The following is a 16679-nucleotide window of genomic DNA, read 5'->3' as shown; positions in this document are numbered from 1 at the left end:
GCTTCAACCCTGCCTGCCATGCCCCTTCGCATCGTCCGCCTCGGCACCCCGCGCGCACCTGACGAGGGCACGCGCATTGGCACCGTGCGCCGCCCGCCGCGCGGCGTGCCCAAGGAGCAGTTCGCGGCGCAGGATTGGTACGACGTCTGGTACCCCAACCTGGCCCCGAGCAACGACACGGTGAAGATGGCCCAGGCGGCTGCCACGCCGCAGGAGTGGGCCGCTTTCGAGCGCCGCTACCGCGCCGAGATGGGCACGCCCGAGAACCGCCACAGCATCGCGCTGCTGGCGCAGTTGTCGCGGCAGACGAACTTTTCCGTGGGCTGCTACTGCGAGGAAGAAGGCCATTGCCACCGCGCGGTGCTGCGCGCGCTGCTGGCCGAGGCGGGCGCGCAGATCACTGCATAGCAGCGCGCCATGCCCGAAGCGCTGCCCGCCCTGCTGCGCCGCGTGCGCGCCTGCACCCTGTGCGCACCCCACCTGCCGCTAGGCCCGCGCCCGGTGCTGCAGGCTGCGGCCAGCGCGCGCATCCTGATCGCCGGCCAAGCCCCGGGGCGAAAGGTGCACGCCAGCGGCATCCCGTTCGACGACGCCAGTGGCGAGCGCCTGCGCGCCTGGCTGGGCCTGGAGCGCACGGTCTTCTACGATGCCGCGCAGGTGGCCATCCTGCCCATGGGCCTTTGCTACCCCGGCCGGGGACCGTCGGGCGACGCGCCGCCGCGCCCTGAATGCGCGCCGGCCTGGCGCGCGTCCCTGCTGACGCACCTGCCGCGGCGGGCCCTCACGGTGGTGCTGGGGCAGTACGCACTGGCCTGGCACCTGCCAGATGCGCGCCAGGGCGTCACCGCCGCAGTGCGCGAATGGCGGGGCCAGTTGGCGGGCCCGGGGCCGCACACCATCGCCCTGCCCCACCCCAGCCCGCGCAACAACGGCTGGCTGCAGCGCAACCCCTGGTTCGAGGCCGAGGTGCTGCCCCAGGTGCGTACCCGCGTGGCCGCCGTGCTGGCTGAAAATACAAGCGAAAATGGCCTCTAGCGCTTAACTATCAAGCGCAAGCAGCTATCAATACAGAAGCACAAAGGCGCGCCATGTGAGGCACATGCGCTGCGCGCCAGCGCGCCCGCTGCCGCGCCCTGCCACGGCGCGTGGCTACGATAGCGCCATGCTTTCCGACTCCCGCCCCCCTGTGCCCGCGCCCGGCTGGCGCATGCTGCTGCGCATGACGCGCCCCGGCTTCCTGCTGCTGACGGCGGCTGCCTGCCTCCTCGGCATGGCGTTCGCCTGGGCCTGCGGCTGCGGCTTTGATGTGCCCAAGGCCGCTGCCACCCTGGTGCTGGCCGTGGTGGCGCATGCCGGCGCGAATGTGCTGAACGACTACCACGACGCGCGCAACGGCGCCGACGCAGCGAACCAGCAGGGCCTGTTCCCGTTCTCTGGCGGTTCGCGGCTGATCCAGCAGGGCCTGGTGTCCGAGGCCGACACCGGCCGCTGGGCCGCGCTGCTGCTGCTTGTGCTGGTGCCCGCCGGGCTGCTGCTGGCACTGCACAGCGGCGGCGGGCTGCTGCTGATTGGCATGGCGGGCCTGTTCCTGGCCTGGGCCTATTCAGCGCCGCCACTGGCACTGATGTCGCGCGGCCTGGGCGAGCTGGCCGTGGGCCTGGCCTGGTGGCTCATCGTGCTGGGGGCGGACTACGTGCAGCGGCGCCAGTTCTTCATCATTCCGGCGGCCACGGCGGCGAGCTTTGCGCTGCTGGTGGTCAATCTGCTGCTGATCAATGGCTTTCCCGACGCCCCGGCCGATGCCCAGGTGGGGAAAAACACCCTGGTGGTACGCCTGGGCGCACGCCGCGCCGCCTGGTTGTACCTGGCGCTGGCGCTGCTGGCGCACGGCTGGCTGGCGCTGGCGGTGTGGCTGCTGATTCCGCCCGCCGCCGCGCTGTGGGGCCTGGCCTCGGCGCCGCTGTCGCTGGCGGCGGCCGCGCTGCTGCTGCGCCATGCCAGCGAACCGCAGCGCCTGCGCCCAGCCATCGCGTTGTCGGTGGCGGCGCCCCTGGTGCACGCGCTGGCCCTGGCGGCGGGGCTGGCCGCGAGCGCGCACTGAACACGCCGGCCGGACAACACGCAGTGGCGTTGCCACGCCGAAATATAGACAGTCGGTCTAATTAATGGAATAATTAAACCATTCAGTCTAATTTCAACCCTCCGCCATGCCATCCACCGCTCCACCGCACGCGCCGCGCCGCCGGGGCCGCCCGCCCAAGAACCCCGCCGCGCCGCGCGAGGACACGCGCGCATTGCTCGTGCGCACCGGCGTGGCGGTGCTGACGGAGAAAGGCTACTCGGCCGTCGGCATCGACGAAATCCTGCGCCAGGCGGCCGTGCCCAAGGGCTCGTTCTATCACTACTTCGAGAGCAAGGAAGCCTTTGGCCAGGCGCTGATCGCGGCCTACGCCGGCTACTTCGCGCGCAAGCTCGACCGCTGGTTCCTGGACCCCGCGACGCCGCCCCTGCAGCGGCTGCACGGCTTCATCGCCGACGCCCAGGCGGGCATGCAGCGCCACGGCTTCCAGCGCGGCTGCCTGGTCGGCAACCTGGGGCAGGAAATGGGCACGCTGCCCGAATCGTTCCGCGCGCAGCTGGAGGACGTTCTGCTCGACTGGCAGGCGCGCACCGCCGCCTGCCTGCGCGCCGCGCAGCAGGCCGGCGAGATCGCGGCGCGGCACGACTGCGCGGTGCTGGCGCAGTTCTTCTGGATCGGCTGGGAGGGCGCGGTGCTGCGCGCCAAGCTGCAGCGCTCCGCCGCGCCGCTGCAGGTCTATGCCGAAGGTTTCTTTCAACTGCTCAGGTAAACGACAAGGAGATCCCCATGTTCCGTGGCTTGCTCATCGACAAACAGGACAGCCAGCAGACCGCTGCCGTGCGCATGCTGGACGAGGCATCGTTGCCCTCCCTTCCCAATGAGGGCGAAGTGACCGTGCGCGTCGCCTACTCCACGCTGAACTACAAGGACGCGCTGGCCATCACCGGCCGCTCGCCCGTGGTGCGCAAGTTCCCCATGGTGCCGGGCATCGACTTCGCGGGCACGGTGGAGTCCAGCACCGACCCGGCCTGGCAGCCCGGCGATGCCGTGGTGCTGAATGGCTGGGGCGTGGGCGAAGGGCACTGGGGCGGGCTGGCCGAACTAGCCCGCGTGCCGGGGCGCTTCCTGGTTCCGCTGCAGGCGCCCTTCACCGCGCGCCAGGCCATGGGCATCGGCACGGCGGGCTACACCGCCGCGCTGTGCGTGCTGGCGCTGGAGCGCCACGGCGTGACGCCGGACAAGGGCCCCGTGGTGGTAACCGGCGCGGCGGGCGGCGTGGGCAGCGTGGCCGTGGCGCTGCTGGCCAAGGCGGGCTACGAGGTGGCCGCCGTCACCGGGCGGGTGCAGGAGGCCGGCTTCCTCACCGGCCTGGGCGCGCGCCACGTCATCGACCGCGCGGAAATCGCCCCGCCCGGCCGGCCGCTGGAAAAGGAGCGCTGGGCCGGTGCCGTGGACGTGGCGGGCGGCCAGGTGCTGGCGAACGTGTGCGCCGCCATGCGCTACCGCGGCGTGGTGGCGGCCTGCGGGCTGGCGGCGGGCATGGGCTTTCCGGCCACGGTGGCGCCCTTCATCCTGCGCGGCGTGACGCTGGCGGGCATCGACAGCGTGATGGCGCCCACGCCCGACCGCCTGCAGGCCTGGCAGCGCCTGGCGGCCGACCTGGACACCGCCGTGCTGGAAACGCTGCTGCACGACATCACGCTGGACGACGCCATCGCCATCGCGCCCGAGCTGCTTGCCGGGCAGGTGCGCGGCCGCCTCGTAGTGCGGGTGTGATCCATTTTCAAACCAAGGAGAGACCCATGACCACCATGACCGCAGCCCCCATCAGCCGCTTTCCCGTGCCCGAAATCAAGGACCTGCCCGACGACATCCGCGCGCGCATCCTGGCCGTGCAGGAGAAATCCGGCTTCGTGCCCAACGTGTTCCTGGTGCTGGCGCACCGCCCGGACGAGTTCCGCGCCTTCTTCGCCTACCACGACGCGCTGATGGACAAGAAAGGCAACCTGAGCAAGGCCGAGCGCGAGATGATCGTGGTCGCCACGAGCAACGCCAACCAGTGCCAGTACTGCGTGGTGGCGCACGGCGCGATCCTGCGCATCCGCGCCAAGAACCCGCTCATTGCCGACCAGGTGGCGGTGAACTACCGCAAGGCCGACATCACGCCGCGCCAGAAGGCCATGCTGGACTTCGCCATGAAGGTCTCGGCGCGCGCCCAGGAAGTGGACGACCAGGACTTCGAGGCCCTGCGCCAGCACGGCTTCGACCAGGACGACATCTGGGACATCGCCGGCATCGCCGCGTTCTTCGGCCTCTCCAACCGCATGGCCAACGTCACCAGCATGCGGCCCAACGACGAGTTCTACGGCATGGGCCGCTGACGCCACGCCCCGCCTGCGCGCGCGCAGGCGACAGCCCGCCCATGCACGCCGGGCGGGCAGCGGATATGCTGGGCGCTTTGCCACCCCGCGAGCCACGCCATGTCCCTTGCCGCCAACGCCGTCGTCGCCCTGATCGCCCTGCTGCACGTCTACATCCTGGTGCTGGAGATGTTCCAGTGGGACAAGCCCGCCGGACGGCGCGCCTTCGGCCTGACCCAGGAAATGGCCACCGCCACCAAGACCCTGGCAGCCAACCAGGGCCTGTACAACGGCTTCCTCGCGGCGGGCCTGCTGTGGGGCCTGTGGCTCGGCCCCGGGGGCGTGCAGGTGCAGGTGTTCTTCCTGCTGTGCGTGCTGGTGGCGGGCCTGTACGGCGCCGCCACGGCCAGCCGCAAGATCCTGTTCATCCAGGCGGTGCCCGCCGCCATCGGGCTGGCGCTGCTGGCGCTGGCCTGAACAAGGGGCCGGGGCAGGCCCGGCATTCCTGCAAAAAACAGGCACCAGCCCTTTCCAGCAAAGCGCAAGCAGCTACCAGAAACAGAGCAAAAGGCCAGTTCCGGCGTCAGCGGTAGGTGTACGTGACGCTGTAGGGCACCGTCATGGCCACGGGGGAGGTGATCGTCAGCGTGGCATCCACCCTGCCCACGGTGCCGTTGAAGGCGCAGCTGTTGATGACGACCTTGCCTGTCGCGCCATTGCTCACCTGGGTCAGCGACAGCGGGCTGGACGGATCATCGACCCAGCCGCAGAACTCCGACTGCGAAGCGGGCTTGGGCATGTTGGTCAGGGTGATCGGCGCCAGGGCCATGCCGCTGGCCGTGACGTTCAGCGTGAGCGTGTAGTTGCCGCCAGGGCCGGGCACCGGGTCCGGGGTGCTGCCGCCCGTGGTGACGGTGACGTAGCTACTAGCCAGCACGGTGCGGAAGCTCTCGGGCAGCGCGAAGCCCTGGCCAAGCGCCGCCTGCACCAGCGCCGCGTAGTCCATGCCGGCTTTCGGCAGGGCCAGGCGCAGGGCTTCGAGCACGTCGTCGATCCTGTCCTTGGGCTGGGCGGTGAACTGCGCCGTGCGCGGATCGAGGTCCTTGAGCACGGCCAGGCCGAAGGCCGCGCGCAGCGCGGCCAGCGCCCGGTCCAGCGCGGCCTGCGTCACGGCCGACGGGTCCGCCGGGCCGCTGCCGCCCCACCAGGCCGCGGGTGTCCTGGCAGCGGCGTTGGCCACCATCAGGTCGGTCAGCGGCGTGACGTTCAGGGTGCCGAAGGCCAGGGCCACCGAGTGGTAGGCCTGCCCCTGCGCCAGGCTGCCGCCCGTCACGCGCACCGCGCAGGGCAGCGCCTGCCCCGTGGTATCGACCTGCCAGGTGCCGGTGGCCGTGGTGGTGGCCGTCAGCAGCGTGGCGCCGCCCTGGCAGCGCACCTCGACCTTGCCGCCGGCGATGGGCGCGCCAACGGCGGCGGTGCCGAAGAGCTCGGTCGCCACCGGTGCCGGGGGCTTGGGCGGATTGACCGGGGCCGCCCCATCGTTGCTGCTGGAGCCCCCTCCGCCGCAGGCGGCCAGGCCCGCGGCCAGGGCCAGGGCCCCCATCCAGCGCAGCGGGCGCTGCAGGGTAAAACGGTTCGGGTATGTCATCGCAAAGGTTTCCTTTTGGTTAGGAGATGTATCGAACCCGCGCATTCTTCGGAGTCCTGGCGCCCCCCGCAATCCCGCGTACGCGGGATTGCCGCGCATGCCGGGGCCCACCAGAATCGGCCGATTCGTATCCAACCGTTTCAAGAATCCGCTGGAGTCCGCGCCGATGCCCCTGTCCTCGCCCCTTCCTTTTTCCCGCCCGGCCCGGCTGGCCGCCACGGCCCTGGCGCTGGCCGCGCTGTCCGCCTGCGTGACCACGGGCGGCGGCAACCAGCCCGCCGTGCAGCGCGGCGCCCTGGGCGTGCCCCTGGGCAGCGTGGAATCCAGCGGCACCCGCTACCTCCAGGGCGAAAGCAAGGTCGTCATCGCCGCGTTCCGCGTGGCGTTCAGCCAGCAGGTGTCGGCATCGGCCAGCAGCAGCGCGCTGTTCAGCACGAACTCCGCTTCCACCGCCATGAAGGGCACGCTGCGCGGCCTGGACCATGCCACCTACCAGGCCATCACCGACGCGGCCTACGCCGACTTCGTGGACAAGCTCCGGGCCAGCGGCCTGGCGGTGCTGGAGCCGCGCGACCTGGCCGCATCGGGCGCCTACGCGCGCCTGGCCAGCGTGCCCAGCCCGGCGACGCTCGACGCCGGCCAGGGCAAGCTGCTGGTGTTCGCGCCCGGCGGCGCCAAGCTGGCGATGTTCCCGGGCGACACCGGCGCGGGTTCGGCCTTCTCGGGCTTCAACGCGGGCAGCCCCACGCAGGTGTGGCCCGCGCTGCTCAAGGAGCAGCAGGCCGGGGTGATCAGCGTGACCTACTACGTGGACTTCCTCAACGCCGCCAGCAGCGGCAAGACCCTGGTGGCCGGCGGCAACGCCGAAGTGGCCATGGGCCAGGGCCTGTCGGTGCGCGCGGGCAGCGGCATCGTCTATGCCACGCTGCGCGGCAGCCAGTGCGTGGGCTACTGCCCCGACGCGCACGGCAGCGCCCTCAAGCTGGGGCAGGCGGTGTACTCGCAGCAGGCCTACGGCACGACCAGGGACGTGACCGATGGCAGCGTGAACGCCCTGGGCGCCGTCTCCGGCCTGTTGTCGGGCCGCAGCTTCTCGCGCAAGGACCTGGAGATCCACGCCGACCCGGCGCGCTACCAGGGCATCGCGCGGCAACTGCTGGCCGACGCCAACACCGCGCTGACCGATGCCGTGCGCCAGGCCCGCAGCGCCCCGGCCAAGCCCTGAGGGCTCACCCCTGCCGACGCCGACGCTTGCGCCTGCGGGCGGGCCGCGCGGTGCCGCCGGTGCCATCCGTGCGCAATGCGGCGCGCAGCAGCCACAGCCCGGCGCCCGCCAGCACCAGCCCTACGGCGGCCATCCACCAGGCCCAGACTGCGCCGCCGCGTTCGAGCACGGACTGCGCGGGGTCGGCCGGGTTGACGTAGGCGGTCACCTGCGCACCCGCCGGGTAGCTGCGCTGCAGCCAGGCGGCGGTGGCGGCGCGGTCGCTGCTGGTCAGCGGATGGAAGGCGACGCGCTGGCCGGTGTAGTCCTGCGTGCCATGGCGGTAGGCGTAGCGCACGTCGGGCCGCCAGCCCGGGCTGGCGGCGCGCGGCTGCAGGGTCTGCACCAGGCCGCTGTGCACGACGCGCGCGGGCACCGGCTGCCATTGCCATGCCTGCTGCGCGCGCACGCCGTCGGCGGCGTTGAGCGCCAGCAGCAGCAGGCCCAGCAGCGCCAGGCCCGCGGACAGCGGCAGCATGGCCACGGCCACGGGGTCGCGCGCGCCCGCCAGGCCGCGCAGCGCGGCATCGGGCAGCAGCATGGCCAGCAGGCCGAGCAGGAGCAGCAACAGCGGCACAGCCGCCAGCGCCAGGGACGGGAGGGCGAAAGTGTCAGGCATGCCTGCGGGCGCGCGCCGCGCCGGGGCGCCGCCCGGCCATGGGTTTGCCTTCCTGCGCTGCCATACTTGCCCTCCAACACCATCGAAGCGGCCCATCGTACCACCGGAAGTTTCGAGCAAAAACGCGGCCTGGCCCTTTGCCATCAAGCGCTGGCAGCTATCATTTTCATTGCACCCGCAGCATGACGCCTTCCTCGCACCGCCCGCCCTCGCTCTGGCTGTCCGCCGCGCTCGGGTACTGCCTGGCCGCCATCGCGCTGGCCGTGGCGCTGGCCCTGCACATGCCATGGCTGGGGCTGCGGCTGGCGGCCGGGCCGGATGGCGGCGTCGCCGTGGAGCGCAGCCAGTCCGCCGCGATTCCCGCCGGCGCGCGCCTGCTGGGCATTGCCGCGCCGGGGCAGCCGATGCGGGCGCTGGCCGCCGAGGACCTGATGGAAGAGCCCGACATGCTGGAGAGCTTCGCGCGCATGGACGGCTTTTTCGCCCGGCAAAGCCAGTTCGCCGCCGTGCTGCGCGGCCCGCAGGTAGCGCTGTGGTGGCAGGCCGGACCGGACGGCGCGCCGCAAAGCGCCCTGGCCACGCCGCGCGAGCGGCCCGTGAGCAACCTGCCGCTGCTGTTCTGGTTCCAGCTCGCCGTCTCCACCGCCGGCTGCCTGATCGCCTGCTGGGTCTGGGTGCTGCGCCCGCACGACTGGGGCGCACGCATGTTCGGCATCACCGGGCTGTCGTTTCCCCTGTTCGCCATGCCCGCAGCCGTCTACAGCGGGCGCGAGCTGGCGCTGCCCGGCGATACGTTCCTGGCGCTGAGCCACCTGAACCACTTCGGCGCAGCGCTCTTCGGCGCGGCGCTGGTGGCCATCTTCCTGGTGCACCCGCGCCCCCTGCGCGCCGCCGCGCGCCCGGCCTGGCTGGCGGCGCCGTTCGCGCTGTTCGGGCTGTGGTGGTGGGCCGACGTGCGCCGCTGGGTGCCCGGCCCCGACGAGGGCATGCGCCTGCTGGTGATGACCGAGATGCTGCTGGCCATCGCCCTGGCCCTGGTGCAGTGGCGGCGCAGCAAGGGCGACGCGCTCGGCCGCGCGTCGCTGCGCTGGCTCAGCCTGTCGCTGCTGGTGGGCAGCGGGCTGTTCATCACGCTCATCGTCGCCACGGCGGTGCTGGGCTGGCTGCCGCCCATGCCCCAGGGCTACGCCTTCGGCTTCTTCCTGTTCATCTACGTGGGCATCGCGCTCGGCCTGCGGCGCTACCGGCTGTTCGACCTGGACGAATGGGCCTGGCGCATGCTGCTGTGGGTCGGCGGCACGGTGGCCGTGGTGGGGGTGGACGCGCTGCTCATCGTGCTGCTGGACTGGTCGGCGGGCCTGGCGCTGGGCGCGTCGCTGTGGATCTGCGGGGCGCTGTACTTTCCCGCGCGGCAGTGGCTGTGGCAGCGCCTGGCGCACCGCCCGGCGATGCGCGTGCACGAGCTGATGCCCGACGTGGTGCGCATCGCCTTCCAGCCCTCGCGCCCGACGCAGGAAACGCTGTGGGACGACCTGCTGCGCCGCCTCTACGACCCGCTGCACCTGGAGGCCAGCGGGTTCCAGGGCCCGCAGGCGGCGCTGGATGGCACCGGCCTGGCGCTGCAGGTGCCGGCCTGCGGCGGCATCGCCGCGCGCTGCCTGCGCTACCCGGCGCGCGGGCAGCGGCTGTTTTCGAGCAAGGACGCCACCTTCATGGACGCGCTGTGCCAGCTCATGGAGCAGGCCCAGGCCGGCCGCAGCGCCTACGAGCGCGGCGCCAGCGAGGAGCGCCGCCGCATCGCGCGCGACATGCACGACGACGTGGGCGCGCGCCTGCTCATGCTGATCCACCGCGCCGGCTCGCCCGAGCTGGTGGAGCTGGCGCGCGCCGCCATGCAGGACCTGCGCACCGCCCTGCACGTGATGGACGCGCACGACATGCCGCTGGCCGACGCTGCCGCCGACTGGCGCGCCGAGGCCGGGGCGCGCTGCGAGGCGGCGCGCGTGGCGCTGGCCTGGACGGCGGAGCTGCCCACCGAGGGCGAGGCGCCCGCGCTCGGCTCGCGCCAGAAGGCCGTGGTCGAGCGCGCGCTGCGCGAGGGGCTGACCAACGCGCTGCGCCACGCCCGGCCCCGGGAGGTGGAGGTGGCCCTGCGCCTGGCGCCAGGCGGCGTGCTGCACCTGGCGGTGCGCAACGACGGCGCGATCGGCGACCCCGCGCGCTGGCCCGAGGGGCGCGGGCTGCGCGGCATGCGCCAGCGGCTGCAGGCCTGGGGCGGCGAGGTGCGCACCGCGGCCACGGCGCAGGGCCAGGCCGAGCTGGCGGTGCGCCTGCCGCTGGAGGCGCAGGAAATCGCATGAAAAAAGTCCTGCTCGTCGATGACCTGCCCGATGCCCTGGCTATCGTGCAGGCTGCGGTACAGGCGGCCTTCCCCAGCGCGCAGTGCACGCTGGCGCGCGGGGCGCACGAGGCGCTGCGGCTGGTCGAGGCGCAGCCGTTCGACCTGGCGCTGGTCGATCTGGAGCTCGGCGACGGCCACGGCCGCGACGTGATCGCCCGCCTCGCCCAGCGCCAGCCCGGCTGCGCCATCGTCGTCTCCACCATCCACGACGACGACGAAAACCTTTTCCAGGCGCTGCAGACCGGCGCCCAGGGCTATCTGCTCAAGGACCACCCGATCCCCTGGCTCGCCACGCAGTTGCAGGGCATCGCGCAGGGCCAGCCGCCGCTGTCGCCGGCCATCGCGCGGCGGCTGCTGCGCCACTTCCAGGCGCCGCGCGTGCCGCAGGCGCAGGTGCAGGCACAGGAGGGGCTGAGCCAGCGCGAACGCGAGGTGCTGGGCCTGCTGGCCCAGGGCGTGCGCATCGCCGACATTGGCCAGGTCCTGGGCATCTCGCGCCACACCGTGGGCGACCACGTGAAGGCCATCTACCGCAAGCTGGGCATCAGCAGCCGCGCCGAGGCGGCGCTGCAGGCGCGCGGCATGGGGCTCGCGTAGCTATCGAAAACGTAGCTTGCCGCGCTTGCCAGAAGACATTTTCGGGTACTTTTCCATCGGAATTCCAGTCACACCAAGCGCCAGAAGCTCCTGAAAAAGGAGCACTACTGCTGCAGCACGTCCGCCCCCGCAGGCGGCTTGAAGGTGAACGCGCCCGCAGGCAGCGCCGGGTTGAGCTGCATGCCGGTGAAGCGGATCAGCGAGCGCTGGCCGAAGCTGTCCACGATGTCCAGCACCGCGAGCGCCTCGCCGTCGAAGCCGACGCGCACGCTCCTGAGCTGGCCTTCCTGGGCCTTCGGGGTGGCAAGCACCCATTGCAGGCCGCCCTCCTCGGGCGCCGATTCCAGCGTGAAATCGGCGCGCAGCGCGGCGAGGTCGGGCGCGGAGGCGAGCAGCGCGGCGGGCGTGGCGCCCAGCGCCTTGTCCTGCGCGCGCTGCGTGACCTGGTTCAGGTCGACGTCGTAGAGCCAGAGCGTCTTGCCGTCGGCCACGATGGTCTGCGCGAACGGCTTGTCGTAGACGAACTTGAAGCGGCCGGGGCGCTGGAACGCGAAGTGGCCGCTCGACTGTTTGGTGCGCGCCGCCTGCCCGTCCTTCGGCGGCGCCGTCACCGCCTGGGTGAAGGCGGCGCGGCCGCTGTGCGCGGTCTTCATGAAGTTTTCCAGGCTTTTCAGGCCGTCGGCCCAGGCGGGGAAAGCGCAGGCAGCTATGAAAAAGAAAGTAATTTTCCGCATGGTTACTCCGTGGCGGTAGGCGCCAAAGTGATGGCGCGGGTGGTTTTGCGCCCAGCCGCCTTGGCGGCATAGAGCATGGCGTCCGCCGCCTGCAGCAGTTCCTGCGGCGTGCTGCCCTGGCGCGGCACCATGGTGGCCACGCCGATGCTGAGGGTCACCCAGCCGGACACGCCGGAATGGCCGTGCGGGATGGCCTGCACCGCCGTGGCGGCGTGGCACGCCTGCGCCACGCCAAGCGCGCCCTGGGCGTCGGTGTCGGGCAGGATGGCGACGAATTCCTCGCCGCCGTAGCGGGCCACCAGGTCGCCCGGCCGGTGCACACAGCCGTGCAGGGCACCGGCGATACGCGCCAGGCAGCGGTCGCCCTCGCCGTGGCCGTAGTGGTCGTTGAAGGCCTTGAAGTGGTCGATGTCCATGAACAGCAGGCTCAGCGGGCGCTGGCTGCGCACCAGTTGGCGCCAGGCGAGCTCCAGGGCCTGGTCGAAGGCGCGGCGGTTGGCGATGCCGGTCAGCGGGTCGCGCAGCACCTCCTGCTGCAGCCGGTCGGCCTCGATCATCTTCTCGCGGAAGTAGTCCATGGCCTGGGCTATCTGGCCGACCTCGTCGCGGCGGTGCACGCCCTCGATACGGCCTTCGTAGTCCCTGTTGGCCAGGCGCCGCATGGCCGCCGCCAGGCCGTTGATGGGGCGCGAGACCTCGTGGATCGACAGCCAGGCCGACAGCAGGATCACGAAGGTGACGGCCAGGCCGAAGGCCAGCGCCGTCTGCACGGTGGTGCGGCGGGTCTGCGCCGCCAGCTCGGCGGCCACGGCCTGGTAGTTGGCGACCGAGGCGTCGCGCAGCCCGTCCATGCCCCGGCGCAGGCCCTTGAGTTCGGGCTGCAACTGCTCATGGATGATCTGCAGCGCGCGGTCGCCGCGCCAGCGGGCGGCGGCCTCCACGATCCGGGCCGATTGCGCCGCCACCGCGGCCTCGTGCGCACGCACGCCGGCCAGCGCGCCCTGCTGGCCGCGCAGCAGGGGGGCCAGGCGGTCGAGCGCCTGGCGAAAGCGCTCCTGCGCGGCCGCGATGTCGCGGCCCACGGCGCGCATGCGCGCTTCCTCCTGCTCGGTGAGCACGGCGAACACCAGGCGGCTGGCCTCGTTCATCTCCAGCAGCGCGCCGTCGATCAGGATGGCGGCCTGCACGTCCACGGCCAGCAGGTCGCGGTAGCTGCGGTCGATGGCGCGCATGTTGAGCAGCGCGAAGACGGTGATGAGCACGGACAGCGAGCCCAGCAGCCCGACCATCAGCAGCACCTTGTTGACCAGTTTCAGGTTGTTGAAGAAACGCGGCATGGCGGGTTCGTTCACTGCGTGGCACGCCCGATGGCTGCCTGCAGCCGGGCGATGGCCGTCTCGTCGTCGATGGCGCCGGTGAAATGCGCCTGCACCACCTGGTAGATGGCCGTCTTGACCGCGGGCGGGTTGGCATTGCCCATGGCCACCGAGCCCAGCACGGTGCGGCGCATGTTGCTGGCGCGCAGGTGGCGGATGAGCTGCTGCCCGCAGGCGTTGAACGCGTCCGGCGCCACGTCGACGCGCGCCGGCGCGGCGCCGGTGGCGATGTTCAGGTCGCGCTGCAGGCCGGTGTCCATCAGCGTGGCGGCGAACCGCCCGCGCGTGGCGCCGGCCATGGCCGCGCCCTGGAAGAAGACGTACTGGTCGGCGTTGAACAGGTAGATGCCCTGGGTATCGGGGAACAGGAAGCACTCGAACTGCCTGCCGGGCACCATGCGCCGCGAGGTGAATTCGCCGTTCACCCAGGTGCCTTGCACCTGCAGCAGGGCCTGGCCCGCCATCACCATCCGGGTGGCCTGGTCCCAGGTGCGCCCGGCCAGGCCCGCATCCGCGAAGGCGCGCAGCTGGCGCATGCGCTGGAAGATGGTGCGCAGCAGCTGCGGCTGCAGCGCCTGCGGGTCCAGGTCGAGGAAGGCGCGGCGGTAGAACTCCGCGCCGCCCGCCCCGGCAGCCACCGACTCGAACAGCAGGGTCTGCTCCCACGCCTCCTTGCCGATGGCCAGCGGCACGATGCCGGCCGCCTTGGCCTTGTCCAGCAGCGCGATCAGCGCGTCCCAGTTGTCCGGCGCGGTGCCGCCCAGGCGGTCCAGCACCGGCTTGTTGACCCACAGCCAGTTGGTGGCGTGCGCGTTGATGGGCGCGGCGATCCAATGGCCCTGGTACTTGGACAGGCGCTGGATGCCGTAGGGCACCACTTCATCCCACTCCTGCAGGCGGGCCTGTTCGTCCAGGCTGGCGAGCGCGCCGCGCCGGGCCCAGTACTGGATGTCGAAGCCGATCATCTGCGCGGCGGCCGGGGGCCTGCCGGCCTCGACCCGCTGGCGCACGAAATCCCCGTAGCGGGCCGTGCCGCTACCGGCCCGCACTTCCTCCTGCCACGCCATGCCGGCCTGCCGGGTGTAGCGCTTGATGACGTCGATGCTGGCCTGCTCGCCCTCCGACACCCACCAGTGCATCACGTCCACCTTCTGCGCCGGATCCTGGGCCCACGCGAGCGCCGGGAACCCAAGTGACAGGGCCAGGGCCAGGCCGCGTGCCGCGAGGCCACGGGAGCGCATGCGCTGCTCCTCCACCCTACTCCGCCCGCGCGGGCACCAGCACCTCGCGCTGGCCGCTGGCCGTGAGGGCGCTGACCAGGCCGGCCTTTTCCATGTCTTCGAGCAAACGCGCCGAGCGGTTGTAGCCGATGCGCAGCTTGCGCTGCACGTAGGAGATGCTGGCCTTGCGGTCCTTGAGCACCACCTCGACGGCCTGGTCGTACATCGGGTCCTTCTCGCCGCCCCCGCCTTCGCCGCCGCTGTCGGCGAAGCCGCCTTCGCCGTCCTCGCCGCCGCCTTCGAGCACCCCCTCGACGTAGTCGGGCTCGCCCTGCTCCTTGAGGTAGCTGACGACGCGGTGCACCTCGTCATCGCTCACGAAGGCGCCGTGTACGCGCACCGGCAGGCCGGTGCCGCTGGCCATGTAGAGCATGTCGCCCATGCCCAGCAGCGCCTCGGCACCCATCTGGTCGAGGATGGTGCGGCTGTCGATCTTGCTGCCCACCGAGAAGGCAATGCGCGTCGGGATGTTGGCCTTGATCAGCCCGGTGATCACGTCCACGCTGGGGCGCTGCGTCGCCAGGATGAGGTGGATGCCCGCGGCGCGCGCCTTCTGCGCCAGGCGCGCGATCAGCTCCTCGATCTTCTTGCCCACGACCATCATCAGGTCGGCCAGCTCGTCGATGATGACGACGATGTGCGGCAGGCGGTCCAGCGGCTCAGGCTGCTCCGGCGTCAGGCTGAAGGGGTTGCCGATGATCTCGCCGCGCGCCTTGGCCTCGTCGATCTTGGCGTTGTAGCCCGCGAGGTTGCGCACGCCGACCTTGCTCATCAGCTTGTAGCGCCGCTCCATCTCGGCCACGCACCAGTTCAGGCCGTTGGCGGCCTGCTTCATGTCGGTCACCACCGGGCACAGCAGGTGCGGAATGCCTTCGTAGACCGACATCTCCAGCATCTTCGGGTCGATCATCATCAGGCGCACGTCGCGCGCCTCGGCCTTGTAGAGCAGCGACAGGATCATGGCGTTGATGCCCACCGACTTGCCCGAGCCCGTGGTGCCCGCCACCAGGCAGTGCGGCATCTTGGCCAGATCGGCCACCACCGGGGCGCCGATGATGTCCTTGCCCAGGCCCACGGTGAGCATGCTCTTGGCGTCGTGGTAGACCTGCGAGCCGAGGATTTCCGACAGGCGGATGGTCTGGCGCTTGGCGTTGGGCAGCTCCAGCGCCATCGTGGTCTTGCCCGGAATGGTCTCGACCACGCGGATCGACACCAGCGACAGCGAGCGCGCCAGGTCCTTGGCCAGGTTGACGATCTGCGAGCCCTTCACGCCCGTGGCCGGCTCGACCTCGTAGCGCGTGATGACCGGGCCGGGCTGCGCCGCCACCACCGTGACCTCGACGCCGAAGTCCTTGAGCTTCTTCTCGATCAGGCGGCTGGTCATCTCCAGCGTCTCGGGCGAGACGGTTTCCTGGCGCGCCTGCGCGGCATCGAGCAGGTCCACCTGCGGCAGCGGGCTGTCGGGCATGTCGGAGAACAGGGGCTTTTGCCGCTCCTTCACCACGCGCGTGCTCTGCGCCGGCTCGGCCAGCACCGGCTCGATGATGGTCACGGGCTGCGGGTGGTGGGCCTCGATCTCGTGGCGCTCCTCCTGCACCACCTCCTCGCGCTCGCGCGCGGCGCGCTTGCCCACGGCCAGGTCCTTGGCCTTCTCGCGCCGCGCACGGCCGAACTGCACCAGGCCGTCGATGTGCCCGCCCACGCGCTCGGCCACCAGCCCCCACGAAAAGCGGAACACCAGCGCCACGCCCAGCACCAGCAGCACGATGCCCAGCAGCCCCGAGCCGGTGAAGCCCAGCCATTTCATCGACGCCGGGCCGAGCACGTAGCCCAGCACGCCGCCGGCGTGGCCGGGCAGCAGGGCCTCGAAACGGTACAGGCGCGACCACTCCAGCGCCGTGCTGGCCCCCAGCAGCAGCGCCAGGCCGCCCCAGAAGACCAGGCGCCGCAGCAGCGGCGAGGGCGCGCCGTCGGGCACCTCGCCGCCGCGCATCCAGCGCGCCAGCGCCGACAGCCAGGCCCAGACGAAGGCCGCCACGGCCCACCATACGGAAAAGCCCAGCATGAAATAGCTGCTGTCGGCCAGCCAGGCGCCCAGGCGCCCGGCCCAGTTGGCCACCATGCGCGCCTGCCCCCCCCCGGAGGTGGACCAGGCCGCGTCCTGCGCCGAATAGCTCAGCAGCGCCAGTAGCCAGAACACCCACGCCACCAGGCCCAGCACCAGGCCGATCTCATGGCCGAAGCGGGCGGCGCCCGAGCGCGGCGCGGCGCGGCTCCCGGAAGAAGCGTTCAATGTATTGAGGGAATAGGTCATGGCAGG

At 71.6% G+C, this 16679-nt stretch carries 16 protein-coding genes; 10 read left to right on the top strand and 6 right to left on the bottom strand.

From position 1 onward, the window contains the following. The first annotated feature begins 18 nt into the window (after positions 1-18). The 7 genes from YS110_19405 (at position 19) to YS110_19375 (ending at position 4917) form a co-directional block, all read left to right on the top strand. On the top strand, positions 19-408 hold the full coding sequence (locus YS110_19405; GenBank protein UJB66777.1) for a DUF488 family protein: 390 nt from the start codon (positions 19-21) through the stop codon (positions 406-408). A 9-nt stretch (positions 409-417) separates the two neighbouring features. Further along, positions 418-1035 carry a uracil-DNA glycosylase family protein gene (locus tag YS110_19400; protein ID UJB66776.1) on the top strand — a complete coding sequence of 206 codons (618 nt, stop codon included), beginning with the start codon at positions 418-420 and terminating at the stop codon, positions 1033-1035. Between the two features lie 184 nt (positions 1036-1219). Continuing rightward, a complete protein-coding gene (locus YS110_19395; GenBank protein ID UJB67524.1) occupies positions 1220-2101 on the top strand; it encodes a prenyltransferase in 882 nt (293 codons plus the stop codon). Positions 2102-2207: 106 nt separating this feature from the next. Next, the gene (locus YS110_19390) at positions 2208-2849 is read left to right on the top strand and encodes a TetR family transcriptional regulator C-terminal domain-containing protein (protein UJB66775.1); all 642 of its coding nucleotides are present in this window, start codon (positions 2208-2210) and stop codon (positions 2847-2849) included. A 17-nt stretch (positions 2850-2866) separates the two neighbouring features. Further along, positions 2867-3856, top strand: a complete 990-nt coding sequence (locus YS110_19385) for an oxidoreductase (protein ID UJB66774.1) — start codon at positions 2867-2869, stop codon at positions 3854-3856. Between the two features lie 35 nt (positions 3857-3891). Further along, positions 3892-4461, top strand: coding sequence for a peroxidase-related enzyme (locus YS110_19380; GenBank protein ID UJB67523.1), 570 nt, complete (start codon positions 3892-3894; stop codon positions 4459-4461). Positions 4462-4560: 99 nt separating this feature from the next. After that, entirely contained in the window at positions 4561-4917 is a 357-nt protein-coding gene (locus YS110_19375; protein ID UJB66773.1) for a DUF1304 domain-containing protein, read from the top strand. Between the two features lie 106 nt (positions 4918-5023). Here YS110_19375 and YS110_19370 read toward each other — a convergent pair whose 3' ends face one another. Further along, the gene (locus tag YS110_19370) at positions 5024-6088 is read right to left on the bottom strand and encodes a hypothetical protein (protein ID UJB66772.1); all 1065 of its coding nucleotides are present in this window, start codon (positions 6086-6088) and stop codon (positions 5024-5026) included. Between the two features lie 166 nt (positions 6089-6254). On the opposite strand from YS110_19370, the gene YS110_19365 reads away from it, so the two are divergent. Continuing rightward, positions 6255-7313: a hypothetical protein gene (locus YS110_19365; protein ID UJB66771.1), complete on the top strand. Its 1059-nt coding sequence runs from the start codon at positions 6255-6257 to the stop codon at positions 7311-7313. Positions 7314-7317: 4 nt separating this feature from the next. On the opposite strand, the gene YS110_19360 is transcribed toward YS110_19365, so the two are convergent. Beyond that, entirely contained in the window at positions 7318-7971 is a 654-nt protein-coding gene (locus YS110_19360) for a DUF3592 domain-containing protein (protein ID UJB66770.1), read from the bottom strand. 182 nt (positions 7972-8153) lie between these two features. On the opposite strand from YS110_19360, the gene YS110_19355 reads away from it, so the two are divergent. Beyond that, a complete protein-coding gene (locus YS110_19355) occupies positions 8154-10331 on the top strand; it encodes a histidine kinase (protein ID UJB66769.1) in 2178 nt (725 codons plus the stop codon). Continuing rightward, positions 10328-10969, top strand: a complete 642-nt coding sequence (locus YS110_19350; protein ID UJB66768.1) for a response regulator transcription factor — start codon at positions 10328-10330, stop codon at positions 10967-10969. The genes YS110_19355 and YS110_19350 overlap by 4 nt, the downstream gene beginning before the upstream one ends. 104 nt (positions 10970-11073) lie before the next feature. Here the strand turns inward: YS110_19350 and lolA are convergent, their stop codons facing one another. From lolA to YS110_19330, 4 genes are all read right to left on the bottom strand, one after another. After that, positions 11074-11703, bottom strand: a complete 630-nt coding sequence (lolA, locus tag YS110_19345; GenBank protein ID UJB66767.1) for an outer membrane lipoprotein chaperone LolA — start codon at positions 11701-11703, stop codon at positions 11074-11076. Positions 11704-11705: 2 nt separating this feature from the next. Further along, positions 11706-13040 (bottom strand): diguanylate cyclase, encoded by a 1335-nt coding sequence (locus YS110_19340; protein UJB66766.1) that lies wholly within the window; start codon positions 13038-13040, stop codon positions 11706-11708. Positions 13041-13051: 11 nt separating this feature from the next. Then, entirely contained in the window at positions 13052-14218 is a 1167-nt protein-coding gene (locus YS110_19335; GenBank protein ID UJB67522.1) for an extracellular solute-binding protein, read from the bottom strand. Between the two features lie 118 nt (positions 14219-14336). Next, a complete protein-coding gene (locus YS110_19330; GenBank protein UJB66765.1) occupies positions 14337-16673 on the bottom strand; it encodes a DNA translocase FtsK 4TM domain-containing protein in 2337 nt (778 codons plus the stop codon). Between the last annotated feature and the right edge of the window lie 6 nt (positions 16674-16679).

The organism is Acidovorax sp. YS12 (genome assembly GCA_021496925.1).
Classification (GTDB): domain Bacteria; phylum Pseudomonadota; class Gammaproteobacteria; order Burkholderiales; family Burkholderiaceae_C; genus Paenacidovorax.
This window is presented reverse-complemented; position numbering and strand designations above follow the sequence as displayed.